At 62.7% G+C, this 13,325-nt stretch carries 8 protein-coding genes; all 8 read right to left on the bottom strand.

What is annotated here, in order from left to right:
- Positions 1–132: 132 nt before the first annotated feature.
- The 8 genes from ASH04_RS05885 to mobL all read right to left on the bottom strand — a co-directional run bounded on the left by ASH04_RS05885 (position 133) and on the right by mobL (position 13,291).
- Positions 133–1,905, bottom strand: a complete 1,773-nt coding sequence (locus ASH04_RS05885; RefSeq protein WP_235579944.1) for an AAA family ATPase — start codon at positions 1,903–1,905, stop codon at positions 133–135.
- 711 nt (positions 1,906–2,616) lie between these two features.
- Complete coding sequence (locus tag ASH04_RS26440) at positions 2,617–4,287, bottom strand: hypothetical protein (RefSeq protein WP_156394480.1); 1,671 nt, start codon at positions 4,285–4,287, stop codon at positions 2,617–2,619.
- Positions 4,288–4,456: 169 nt separating this feature from the next.
- Positions 4,457–6,265 carry a hypothetical protein gene (locus tag ASH04_RS05870; RefSeq protein ID WP_156394479.1) on the bottom strand — a complete coding sequence of 603 codons (1,809 nt, stop codon included), beginning with the start codon at positions 6,263–6,265 and terminating at the stop codon, positions 4,457–4,459.
- Positions 6,266–6,566: 301 nt separating this feature from the next.
- On the bottom strand, positions 6,567–7,139 hold the full coding sequence (locus ASH04_RS05865; RefSeq protein ID WP_057473019.1) for a LysM peptidoglycan-binding domain-containing protein: 573 nt from the start codon (positions 7,137–7,139) through the stop codon (positions 6,567–6,569).
- An 89-nt stretch (positions 7,140–7,228) separates the two neighbouring features.
- Positions 7,229–8,173 carry a hypothetical protein gene (locus ASH04_RS05860; protein WP_057473018.1) on the bottom strand — a complete coding sequence of 315 codons (945 nt, stop codon included), beginning with the start codon at positions 8,171–8,173 and terminating at the stop codon, positions 7,229–7,231.
- A 110-nt stretch (positions 8,174–8,283) separates the two neighbouring features.
- A complete protein-coding gene (locus ASH04_RS05855; RefSeq protein ID WP_032373201.1) occupies positions 8,284–8,895 on the bottom strand; it encodes a hypothetical protein in 612 nt (203 codons plus the stop codon).
- A gap of 162 nt (positions 8,896–9,057) precedes the next feature.
- A complete protein-coding gene (locus tag ASH04_RS05850; protein ID WP_057473017.1) occupies positions 9,058–10,509 on the bottom strand; it encodes a hypothetical protein in 1,452 nt (483 codons plus the stop codon).
- Between the two features lie 142 nt (positions 10,510–10,651).
- Entirely contained in the window at positions 10,652–13,291 is a 2,640-nt protein-coding gene (mobL, locus tag ASH04_RS05845; protein WP_057473016.1) for a relaxase MobL, read from the bottom strand.
- Between the last annotated feature and the right edge of the window lie 34 nt (positions 13,292–13,325).

Here is a 13,325-nt window from a genome sequence, read left to right as displayed (position 1 = left end):
TCTCCGTGTGAAGGGTCGACCCGGACCCTGCTGACAGCTGCGAACGGCCCTATCGAGCACCTGCTGAAATATTACACTGATATGTCGGAAGATCCGACACAAATTCTCTGTTAGGTTCGTGATCCGCGCCGGTCACCGGCCTCGCTGATCGGCCCGAACCCTGGGGCGAGCCTTGGACTTACGGAGTTCGAGGTTCTCGGCCCGCATCTCCCCGTGGATCTCGAGCAACAGGATCTTGTCCTTCGGATGAGCGTTGATGTATTTCGCCACCTCGACCTTGATCTGCCCCTGTAGGGCCCGCATCGATTCGCGCGCACCTCCGGCGTCCGCGGATGCCTCCCCCACGTCGATAGCCAGATACTCGATCACCCGAGGATGGATGCCGAGCTTCACGTCATGCTTGTTCCACACGTCCCTCTGCAGCTCGTCCAAGCCGCGCTGCAGAATCTTTCGTTTCGTCGCATCGGACAGTGGCTGGAAGGGCACGATCCGGTCCAAACGTCCGAGCAGCTCCGGCGGGAAGTCGTTCGCACTGCGGATCGAGTTTTCGATGGCCTTCATGTAGTCCTGAAGACCCTCGCCAGAACCCGTGTCGTCGGACGCGTAGTCACTGATCGTGTTGAACACTTCGCTGCCGGCATTTGTCGTCAGAACGATGTAGCAGTCCAGGAAACTCACCTGCCGACCGGAATCGTCACTGAGTCGTCCGTCGTCGAGAACCTGCAACATCAGTCGCAGCACCATGCGGGATGCCTTCTCGATCTCATCGAGCAAGATCACCGCGTCACCCATCGACACGACTTTCTTGGTCAATTCGGACCGAAAGAGGTCCATCGATGAGTCCAGCGCGAACTCGGACATGTCGAATCGGATGAGCCTGTTGAGGTCGTCTGCGAACAGCAAATCCACCAGCTGCTTGGTCAATTCGGTCTTCCCGACACCAGTGCTGCCCGTCAAAAGGAACCGCCCCTTCGGCCGTTTGCGATCGTGCAGTCCCGCCACAACCAGCTGCAACTGGTCCGACACGATCGTTGTCGCCAGGTCCTGGGCATATACCTTCTGGTCCAGGCCGGCCTTGATCGACGATCCGTCGATCGCGAACTCGAGATTCACGCCGGTCGACTGACGAAGGACCTTCGACATCAACGCGAGGGACATCGGCGCACGGGTCTGTCTATGCCACCCGATCATGCCGTCAAGAATGCCGATCGCCTTACGTGGCTGCACCGACGACGGAATGTATCTGTTGGTGACGTCGTGGATCTCTCCGAAGAGTCCGTCGTTGCGAACGAACTGGTCGGACACTCCTGCTTCTTCCGCGAAGCTGCGCAGGATTTCGATCGTCATCTCCCGACTGGCAGGTGTCAGATTGACGCGCTGCAGGCGTTCGTCGAGTGGTTTGTTCGGCCGTATATGTTCGATCCACTCCTCGAACGTCGTCGCTGCGATGATCTTCAACCCGCGCGAACCCGATGCTGCGAGTACAGGTTTGAGTGCTTCCACGGCTGCTGGGGACATCTGCACGATCTGGTGAAACTCGTCGATGAAGAGAACCAGCTCCCGACCCTCGGCCATGACGTAGGCCTCTGCCTCGTCGAAGAGTCCTTTGATCTCTCCGGCCATGTGATCGGCCAGGCCCACTCCACCGTTCATTCGTGCCAAATCGACTTCGAGGTAGATCCGCTCCGGGTCGTGGAGCATCGTGTCCTGGACCAGGACGGTCTTTCCCGCGCCGGCCGGAGCCAGCAGCAGGATGTTCGATAGTCGCGGACGGCTGAGCGAAGCCAGCACCTGTTGACGCTCGTCCTCACGGCCGATAATCCGGCCTACCGGCGGTAGCAGAGCCGCGGTGTATCTCGCCAGCAACGGGTAAGCCCCCGGGTCGATCACTCTGCTCGAAGTCATGGCCTCGACCATCGTCTCTCTTCTCTTCGGAGTATATGAACGCAATTACTTACTGGTCACCCTAACACCGGCTCTGAACTGGGTAGATAGTCCTGTGGAGAATCTTGATCAATAATTGGATTTGGTTTTCGCGCGTAACGTTGACGACGCGGTTCACGTGTACTTCAGTTCGTCGAACAGGCCCGCTTGCACGATGGCGTCGGCATCGGCAGCGTCGTAGCCTCCGAATTCGCGATCCGCTCCATTCGAGCTGTTCTGACAACGCAAACGTGCATGGCCCCGATCCGCCTCAGTGTCGCGATCCGCCCCGTAACTAGGGTTGGTGTACTTCACCCTGCCCGATGCGATGAGACGAATACCCCTGGCCACGATGTCGATGTCGAGCTCGTGACCAACCTCGTACCGTGCGACAGTCCCACGGCCGGAACCCTTTCCACGCGCCGCCATGTTCGACCAGTCCGCGACCGTCTCGTGGATCGTGGCCGTAGGTCCGGCTGTGGTCTCGAGGCCACCGCATCGGTACTCGTGAACTTCCGCCCACTTTTCAATGCCGCTCTCGATTGCGCAGCTCAGCAGGCCCGAAAGGAACTGTCTACGTTCTGCAGTTCGTGCAGTCATATCATCCCGTCCATCTCGTATTGGCCCTCTCGAAGCAGGACAGCCCCGCAGCGCGATCGCTGCGGGGCTGTCCTGCTCGTGCGGGGTTGGTACTCAGGCTCCGAGGATTCCCGGAATCAGATCGCCGAGTGCAGCCTGTGCATCGTTGACTGCCTGACGGACGGGCTCGGGAGCCGTGTCCAGTGCGGCCTGCGCCGGCTGTGGTAGCACGGACACCGGTGCGCTCACGGGCTTCGATGCCGGAACCGTAGCAATACCCGGCGTCGACTGTGCAGCAACCACTGTCGGTGCTACACCGAGCCCCGGCAGCGGCTCGCCAACCCGGTTGATCTCGTTCTGCTGGTTGACGCCCTCCCGGTTCGGCTCGTCCCAGGGATCGGGTGTCGAGCTAGTTGGGTAGGGGGCACGCTCGGCGCGCGCCGACGGATCCGCGATGTCCCCAGTGGGGTTGTACTGAGCGGTCGCAGGGTCTCCCCCAGCAATCTGCCCGAACACCCCCCGAAGTCCGGTCTGGACCGGCCCGTTCTCGTTCTCGAGGAAGTCCTTGACCACGTCGCCGGCGCCCGGCAGCGTCTTGTCCATCTCCCCGTAGAAGAACTGGTCGCGCTGATCCTCGGTCGCACCGAGCCACCGCTCTTCGCCGAGCTTGAGGACGTAGGTGTTGTCGTCCTTGATCTGGAAGTTGACGTGTGCCTCTTCCGGCAGAACCCAGCCACCCGGAAGCATGTTCGATTTGGTTGCATCCCAATCGAATTCGAGATCGTTGGCCTTGGGTGTAATGACGCCTTGCCCGTCACGGTAGTTCCATGGCTGATCGATCGGAACATTCGGATCTCCGCCGCCGAACAGCGAGCCCAGCCCGACGCCGAGAGCAGCAGCCGGAGCACCGACCAGCAGACCACCGGCTACACCGCCCGCCAAAGCTCCTACCGCGGTGCCGATTCCGGCTCCAGCCAGAGCGCCGATGCCGATGAACGATCCGTACAGGCCCGTTCCTGCCACCGGGAACAGTGCGTTGAGCGGAAGGCCCAGTGCGGCTGCGGTACCCGCGCCTGCTGCCAGACCGCCGAGAGCACCTACACCCGCGCCGACCAACGCCCCAGGCACGACACCGACAGCAAAGCCCGCCGCGCCGCCGACGCCTCCGCCGATGATTCCACCGACCGTCATCGACGCAGCTCTGCGGTCGGCCTCTTCAGGGGAGAAGCCCTGACTGAGCCAGAATTGCGCTACCCGAGACTCGGTGTAAGCCGCCCAGCGGTTGATCGAATTCATCTCGGCCATGGTCATCCACGGAGGCTTGACCTCTTGGTACTTACCGACTCGCACCATGCCTGGTTCGGGCATGATCATGGGCGGTGGAGGCGGAAGTTGAACCGGCCCAATGAATGTGGGCTGTGGTGCCGGTGCCCAGTTCTGGATCGGAACATAGGTGGGCTTGTTGTTCGAGTACGGGTTCGGACGCCATCCGGACTCACTCGGCGGATCCACGATCGCGCCCGGCCCAACATCAGCAGTGGGCGGCGGCGTGGGGTTCGAGGTTCCGGGCGTCGGGTTGCTGGCGCTCGGCGGAACCGGGTTGAACATTGGGTCTGCACCGGCGGTACCTGCGCCGCCAGCGATGACAGCTAGCGCTGTTCCAAATCCGACCAGACCGAGAGTGGTGCGACGAGGCGGTGCGCTCAATCTGTGCATGCCCCGCTGGCCAGCAGCTCGCCGAGCGTGGCGGTTCGGCCGCGCCTCGGAGTTTCCGGCTTCGTTCATCTTCTGTTTCCTCCCGCTGAACGCCGAGATCAACCAACCCCGGCAGTACCACTACGTTTCGGTACGCGGTTGCGCACCCAGACCCGTGGTCGAGAATAGCATAGAGACAAACTTTATATGCTTCTGGTGAGTTACCGCTGCAGCCGTATCGTCCCAGGTCCAGGGGCGTTCAAGAGGCCTGGCGCAAAAGAAAGTACTTTCCATCCGAATATGTTGTGAAGAATTTTTGGCGGGCTTCCGTCTCCGGTAGGCCCGGCCACATGACCTTCAACACGACGTCGTATTCCTTGCCGACGACGACCGGGGTGATTGCGAGCTGATAGCGCGTCCCTTCGGGATTGGCATCGATCGCGTTCTGTGCCAATCCCGCGTCGGGGCGAGCGCCTGGCGCATACATCGCCACAGCCTCCGCGCCGGAGCGCTTGACGTAGTAGGCGTAGTCGTATGCAGCGATCACCGCTGCGCCGCCCTTCTGGCTACCGGGGTCCTCGGGCCCGGCCGGAACCGCAACGCCGACCACCTCGCCGTTTGTCGGTAGTGCCGCCGGTGTCGACGAGGACGGTTGTGTCGTAGTCGGAGTAGATGAGGGCCTTGACGATTCGGGCAACAAGATCGTCGGTACCTCTGTCTCATCCGGCTGGCCTGACAGCATGATGGCCGCCACCAGTGCCACAACGATGACACTGACCACCCCCGCCACCGTGAGGACTGCGGCCTTGCCCTTCTTCTTTTTGATCGGACGGCCGGCGAGGCCACCGTCCTTCTGCCCTGTGGTCTCCTTGACCTGCCCTGCTACCCGAGCGCGCGAAGCGTCCCGCCGCTCGCGCTCGAGCCCTTTCTCTTCCTGCGCGGCCTCATCTTGCTCGCGTCTACGAGAAGTCTCTTCCGTCTTCGCCAGCACCTCGCGCGCCCTGGCGACGTCCGCGCTCACTCCAGGCTCGGAGCTCTGACGATCCGTCCCGCGCAGAAGTCCGGCCGCCTGACGTAGCTGCTCCAAACGCGTGGCCGGATCGGCAGGGCGAGCATCGGCCTGCTTCGACGCCGCCGCCGCCGCGGCTCGACGCCGCGATGCCTCGGCCCCCGACAATTCGGGAACAATGCCCAGTTCGGCCTGCACCACGCACGCAGCGCACTCGCAACGCAGGACGCCGCGCCCCATGGCTTCGACGAGCTTGGGCTCGCGCCGGTATCTCGTCAACAAGGTCCTCCGGTGTCCCTCCAAACGGGCGGGCACCAGATGACCCTTGATCTTGTCTACAACCATGTCAGGTCCGAGACGCGTTCTCTTGTCAAGAAATTCGTCGGTGATCTGCTTCGGCACCACGAACTTCTTCACCGGAAGGACTTTGCCGCCGGCGGCGTAGGTTTTGCCGACCTTGCCAGTCGCTGGGTCGGCGTATTTGCGTTCGTACAGAGTGCGTGCGTGCGCAACCGCCTCCTTGTAGCTGCGCTTTTGACCTTCCTCGGTGAACGCGATGTACTCCGAGCGAACCTTGTTTCTCACCCCGACCCACATCACCGAGTCCATCTCGATGATCTCCTCGATCCCGGCATTCTCGTCGCCGGCGCGACGTTCCCACGCCAGCGCCCCGTAGCCGATCAAAGCCATCACGACACCGAGCACAGCAGCGTAGAGCAGCGGCAGGCCTCCGATGATCACCATGCCGAACACTGCGAGCGCGGTGATCGCTCCTGCGACCATGATGTGGATACGCCAGATGTTCTCCACCACACGAGCAACCACGACACGATGTCCGGTTGGCTCACGCCGCACCTGCCACAGCATCCGTTTGTTCCACCATGACACTTCCAGTTCGGTGTCTGGCCCCTCCGAGAACCGCTCGGTATTGATCGACCCGTCTTCCAGGATCGCAACGCCTCCAGGTGTCTCTTCCCCGGCCCGTCCCCAGCGATTGGAGTTCGACGCCACAGGTTCGCCAAGACGTGCGGTCTCGTCGGTGCCGATGTCGCTCGGCAACCCGGAACTGTCACTGTTCACGACCGCAGATCCTGTTCTGAAATGTCTCGCATGATAGTCCCCACAGTTTATTCAGAACCTGTAAACAGGCCCCGTGACGCGGCAATTCGTGCCTTTTGGATAGTCTAGCGCGTTATTCAGGGACTTCCTAAGGGTGGAACTAATGAGGTCTCGACGCCCGTCATGACAGGCCTGTGACGTCACCTCTGGTGTGTCGTACAGCAACGCACAACACCCCAGCGGTTCGCCCCGCTGGGGTGTTGAGTGAGTCGGTACTACGGCGATACGCCGTACGCCCGTGCTACGTCTGGAAGCCGACCTCGTGAACAGGGGCAGCGGGAGCCGGTGCAGGCTCGGGTTGCGCTGCCGGGGACTCCTGGGCCACAAGGCCGTCGAGTTTGATCTCCTGTCCCGCATGGATGAGGTTTCCATCGCCCAGTTCGGGATTGAGCCCCAGCAGCTCCTCCACACTTTTGCCTTTGCCCTCAGCGATCCCCGAAAGTGTGTCGCCATCGGCGACCGTGTACGAGGCGTCGAGGCTCTTCGCCAACGCACCGGTGGACGAGGTCTCCCCGTGTACGGACGACGTGGCGGCATTGGTCATCTCCGCCCCTCCGGTCTTGCCGGTGAGCCCGGTCTTCTCGATCTGCTCACGCAGATCTGCGAGCGTTGAATTGCTCTCGCCGAGCTTTTCGTCGAAAGTTCTACGCAGCTCCTCGCTTTCGCGGCGTTGGATGCCGAATGTATCGCCGCGCACCACATCCTTGGCGCGATCTTCGAGCCAATCGTTGCTCGAGGTCACCGCACCGCCGAAGCCTTTGCCGATATTTTCCAGTCCTGTGCCGACCGCGGTGATCGGATTGGGAAGTCCCATGTCATTCTCCTTGTGTCAGTGACCTTGCGATTGTGTGTCGGGCTTTGCGGGCGGCGGTCAGTGCGCCACCCGCATCTGTCGAGAGTCGTTCAGTCGAGCTGTTGTTCTGAATTCTTTTGCGGCGCAGCATCGTTTCCGATGAGATCCTTCAACTTGTCCAAGGGGCCGTCCTCCGTGACCATGCCGGACATGCCTCCGGAATCGCCGAGCGCGCCCAGTGCGGTGCCCACGCCGGCACCACCAAGTCCGAGCAGGCCTGCGGCCTTGCCGTCGCCGAGACCGATATATCCCAAACCGGTGGCCACACCGCCACCTGCGACCGCGTCGGCGAGTTTGCTGCTGCCGTGCTCTTCGAGCTTGTCGTGGGCCAGATTGCTCACCGCGCCAGCACCGAACGCCGTTGCGAAACTCGCTCCCAATCCGGGCCCGCCGTCCTTGAGTGTCGAGGCCAGCATTCCGGCAATACCGCCATTCAGACCGGCCTTCAATCCACCGCCTTCCTCCTGGATCGCGTCGTACCCCATCTTGGTGAACGCGCCGGATCCGGCTCCGGCGAGAACGCCCTTGGCGATCTCGGCGAATTTCGCTCCACCTTCGAGACCGTCCTCCTGAGCTTCCTTGTTCTTGAGCGCGAAGCCCGCGATGCCACCGGCACCTGCGGCCAGAAGGACCTTGCCTGCGGATTCGAGGAACCCGTCTTCCTGCTCTCGGGTTTCGGTACCGGGCGTTCCGGTGGCAGGCGCAGAGACGGGCGACGCGGCTGTGATCATCGCTCCGCCCGCCCCCGCCATACCTGCTGCCGCGGGCTGCTGCAGACCGGCAGGGCTCATCTGCCCTGCCGGTGATCCCTGCTGGTACGGGTTCGGTCCTGCGTACTGCTGCCCGTAGGGAGCGGGTGCCGGCGCGGCGGGTGTCGGAGTCTCGTCTTCGTCGTCGCCGAACATCTTTCCGAGGACCTTGCTTGCCCCGAAACTGGCCACGCCTGCCGCCACCCCCTTGCCGATCAGCGGTAGAGCGACTGCTGCTGGTGCCATCGGTGTTCCTCGCTTTCGTTCTGTGAAATCTTCGGAATCAACGACACAGGCGCGGTGGGATTGCCCTCACCGCGCCTGTGTCGTGCCCGTTGTCGGGAGATGTAGACGAATCAGAAGCTCGGAACGGCGTCTTTCTCGGCCGCCGGTGCGCTCACGGCTGCTTCGGTCTCGGGGGCCTTGGATGCATCGTCTTTGGCCTTCTTCTCGGCCTGCAGACCGGCGATGTCGTTCTGGATCCCCTCGAACTGGGCCTCACGGACGTTCTCCGGGAGTTCGATTCCGCTGATCGGTACGGCGCTCTTGTGGTTGACACGAAGGTACGACTGACCGTCGTTGGCCTTGCTCGGCAACAAGTCGGCCTGCAGCACAATAAGTTTGCCGACCTGCGCGCCCGTGTTGTGGTTGAGGATGTTCTCGACGTTCGGTCCGGCCGCCGCGAGGAAACTCGCCAACTCGTCCTGGTTGTACGCCACGCCCCTGTCGAAGGTGTTCTCGCGAGTCTTCGACTTGGTATTGCGCAGGCTGGGTTGAAACTGGGGTGGTTGGTTGTCGTTGACCTTCTTGTCGTTCGCGTCGACGAAGCGCGCGATCTCGAAATCGACGAACTGACCGCTCTTGGTCGCCGTGCCGTCGTCCTTGGGCTTGCCCTCGAACGCTGCGTTGTCGTACAGCTTCCCGACCAAAACCACGCTCTTGGTGGAACCGCCTCGCAGATATGCCATGTCTGATGTCCCCTCGATGTCGAGACTTGTCACCCGGACAGAGGTGCCGCGGGCGATCCCTCTCGGTTTAGGCTGCTCTATACTAATAGCATAGTCCGATAAACTTTATCGGTCCATGGCTCGGAGCAGCGTTGCGAGAGAGTCAAATTGGCATGCGTTCGGTCATCTCGACAATCCCGCGCTACTTCCGCCATGTTTCGTCTGTGCTGTCGCGACCATGTCTCCTACTCGCATAGCCGTGCTTGCAGCCTGTGCGATTCTCATCGAGCTGCCGCCTTTACCCGCCAGTCCGATCTCCACCGCGGTCATCAACGTATTCCGCAGCACCGCCTGAACAGCCGGATCCTTCAGCTTCGATCGGGTGGCCGCCACTACTGTCGGGCCATGTGCTCGCACCAGAGAAGCAGTACGGGACTGGACCGCCGCGAGCGCTTTACGACCACCGGACTTCGAGTCGGCTGTCCGATTCGGGCTCGCGAGGTCGAGCGCCGATTCCAGACTTTCCTCCCGGCCGCCGATCGTCGTATGCGAGTACACCGCGCCTGCTCCCTGACGTCGACTGCTCGACACACTTCCGCCGAGGAACGCCGATCCTCGAGTCGTATCTCCAACAGCCTGAGCGTGATTCGCAAAGCGAACTCCGCTCATGTTCACGCGAAGTCCGCTGTCCGCAGCATTGGACGCACCCAATCCGTCGAAGATCACCGAGCCGTTCACGAGCTCCGTGCCGTAGTCGGCCTCCACCAGGTACACCGCGCCCACCGTTGCACCTGTGGGATCGGTGATGTGTACCTGCTGATCTCCGGCCGCCAGGCGCAGCGCCTCCAGATCGGCGGGTCGAAAACGGACCCCGTCGGTCGGCTCCAATCTCTCGAGTGCGCCCCTCCCGATGGCAGCATCGGTCGGCTCGGCCCGCAGCCGCGGGTTCGCCCCTACGGGCCTGCCGAAATCGACCGTAACCAGCAGCGGACCCCTGTGCGGGATCTGCGAGCGATCCGCTATCTCGTAGTCGTGCTTCTCCTCATCGCTGAGGCCGACGACGAGCTGTCCTGCCTCGTTGAACGGACACAGAGTGCCTTCGTCTGTCATCGTCACCAGATGCCGTCGCTCCCGGCACGCTTCGGGGTCGATGACAATTCCATCGACGCGCTCCACCTGGCCTGAATACGGGATCGTCTCTGGGCTCGTGGAGGGATGAGGGACAGCGGTACTCCAATCGATCTCCAGACGCTCGGTGTCGACCTCCGCGTCGAACAGCAGAACCTCGCCGACTTCGTACTCGTAGCCGGCGTCGTACACAGGGGCGTTCGTCGAGCCGGACATCGCTCGAGCCCACGCCAAGTCCGGTTCGACGGCACGCGTCAAAAAGCCCATTGCTGCGCGGTCCTGTGGATTGCGGCTATGGCCCGGTGCGGTCTGAAGCGCATGGATACGCCGCCCCACCCGCGACGAGTCGTCGAGCTCTCCAGGCTGTGGTCGCCACGACTGGAGCAGTTGCTGTGCTCTTCGGCCGGTCGCGGACTCAGTGGCGTAGGGGTACACCTCCACATCGACACCGCGGCCGTCGTCGTTGCCGTGCACCACGGCCACCACGGTCTGTTTCACTCGCGCCACTTGTACGCCTCCCTCACTCGACACTTGCCGGGACCGGTCGGTCCCTCAGGCCGCGTCGACAGTCGATGTCGACGGTCACTCCGCTGTGGATCGGGAACCTTGTCCACCGCAGCGGCACAGAGCTTTTCGGTGTCATCGCCGATCACAGTTGCGGATCCCGGCCGTCGTCGGGGTGGTCTAGCCGATACTCGCGTACCGCGACCTCCATCGACGCGTTGATCGCGCCGCCGAGCCCGGTGTCGATCCGTGTTGTCGTGCCTCTGCGTTTGGGTTTGCGGCCCCGGGACTGCTCTACGAGCAGCGTCTCGAGATCGCTACGAACTCGTTCGTTCGCGGCAGCCTCCTGATCGGCATCGCGGCCCGCGGTGTTGTTCTCGGCGGCAGTAACTGCATCGACTTCCGCTCGGATACGTCGTCGAAGTCTGCGGGTCTTGTCGGCTGCCGTCGCCAGCAGCGACGGCAGTAGACCGCTCGAACGGATCTGTCGAGCGTGCTCACGCATAGAGCCGATGTCCGACATGGCAGTACCGAGCTCGGCTGCGACCTCGGCGCTCTGTCCCGAAGCGATCATCCATTCCTCGGCAGCCTCGACAACGATGCTGCGAGACTCGGCCACATTGCCGAATCGGGCGGCCGTGCGCGGACCGACCTTCTGGTCCTTGTTCCAATCAAGTCCCAGCTCGTGCATATCGACACCTTTGACCAGCTCGAATCGGTGCTCGGGAAGGGCCGAGACCACCACGTGAGCTCCTGGTTCATGTATGTCGAGGGCAGGCCCATCGGGCGCGCCGCCCGTGAGCAGCATCTGGCCGGCTTCGGCGACAGTGCCCGGCTCCACGGTCGCTACGCGAATCGCCGACCCGCTGACGCGCCATGACTCCACCAGATCGTCGACCATCGTCGAGTAACGACGGGCCATCAGCTCCAGGCGTCCGTCGATGACGGCCCGTCCAGCTTTGCCTTCGGCCCCCTTCTGGGCTAAGCGAGCGCCGCCGCCCTGTCCGTACAGCTCGCGGCCTACCTTCTCGGCCGCGTGTGGGTCGTTCATCTTGGGGATCGATCTATCCGCGCGAAGCGCCCGCAAACCCGTGAGCTTGCGTCCGTACGCCTCGACCTTCTGCCACTGCTGCGACCATTCCGAGAACCGCGCACCTCCCATGTCCAGGTAGTGCTGGTACTTGCTCACGCATCGCCCGTGATAGTCGGCCTCGGTGAGATAGAAGCGATGCATCGCCTCTGACCCTGGCGCGGTGCGGCCGACCGCGGCAGCTTCTTCCCAGGACCGCGCCTTGAGCAGCATCTGCTCCCGAAGCGTGCTGTGTCGGTCCAATCTCTCGGTGTATGCGCGCAGCCGCAGTGCAAAGTGCCCGGCGCTCATTGCAACCTGGCGGCCCGAGGCCGTCGCGTCGAGCTGCTCTGCGGAGATCTGCTCGACCAACTGACCCAAGTCCTCGCTCATCGAGAGCATCATCGGCGTCTGCACGCTCAGTTCGTCATCGGCTACGGCAGAGAGCACCGAGTAGACCCCGTTCATTGCCTGGAGCACGATCCGTTCGCGGCCATTGGCCACGAGTCGGTCGTGCTCGGCTCGGCTCAGCCCCTCTTTCGTCCGTCGTTGCTCTGCGTATTCTCGAATCTGCGTCAGTGCCTCCGGCATGGGCGAACCCGGCTGTGCGAGGTTGTCCTCGACCAACTCGCGAACGAGCCTGTTGGCCTTCGACATTTCCTTGCTGTTTGTCGAAGCTCGCCACAGTGCTCGGTTCTCGGGAAGGCACGCGAGAACGAACTGTGCCCGGGCACTCACGCTCAGGGACTCGTACGCCCATCGGCGCACGAACGCACTGACACTGCGGCGCTGGTATCCGACGGCGCTCGAGAGGTGTTCGATCCTGCGATGGCGATCGAGGGACGAATGTAGCCCACTGCGCAGCAGCCCCATCTCCCGCGCAGTGAGTTTTCCTTTCTGCGTGCCGTCGCCCGCGCGGCGACCTGCACCCGCATCCGCCATCGCCAGGTGGACGTGCACGTGAGCGGTGTCGACCTGAATCACCCCGACGTACTTGAGGTCCGAAAAGTCCCCTACCCGGCACATTCGGGTAAGCCCTTCCATAACCGCGAGCCGCAGTTTGAGTTGGTCGAGCTGACCTCGATACGCCCCTCTGCGCGCAGTTCCCGTGCTGGCATCGACTTCCATGCTCGCCGGAACCAGCCCGTGTTCGAGCAGGTAATCGTGATCGAAGCTCAGGACGGTTTTCATCACGGTGTGGCCGGTGTCGAACAGCTCCTGGATCTGCTTGGCGTCGCCGTGAAGGCGCTCGTGGCTGAGGGAAACTCCGTTGTGTCCGAAGGCAACACCGCCGTCGCCCTGCGCTGCAGCGAACTCCGACTTCAATTCGGCCGGGCCCACCTGCTCTCTCCCCGTTCCGGTGACTGCCCGTCGCACCTTCTCCATCGCTCTGCGGGCGCTGCGCTGGATGCGTCGCCCTGAGAGCGTCGGTGCGTCGTATCCTGAGGTACGTTCCGCGCCGGCAATACTCGCTTCGCCTGTTCGGTGGTCGGCAAGCATGGATTCGACCGCATCCGCCCTCGCCATGTATTTGGTGACGAAGTTATCCAGACTCGCGCGCTGCACAGGCGCAATCGGCTCGGTCGCCAACTCTCGCGCCATGTACCGCGTGACATAGGCACCAGGGCTACCTCCACGGGTGCCGCCGGTCTTGTCGGTATCGGTCTTGATCGTGTATTCGTTGACCACGATGATCGACTGCTTCAGTGTCACCATCAGTGTCCTTCGCTACTAAGAACGGGGCTGCTAC

The organism is Rhodococcus sp. Leaf233 (genome assembly GCF_001426165.1).
Lineage (GTDB): Bacteria > Actinomycetota > Actinomycetes > Mycobacteriales > Mycobacteriaceae > Rhodococcoides > Rhodococcoides fascians.
This window is presented reverse-complemented; position numbering and strand designations above follow the sequence as displayed.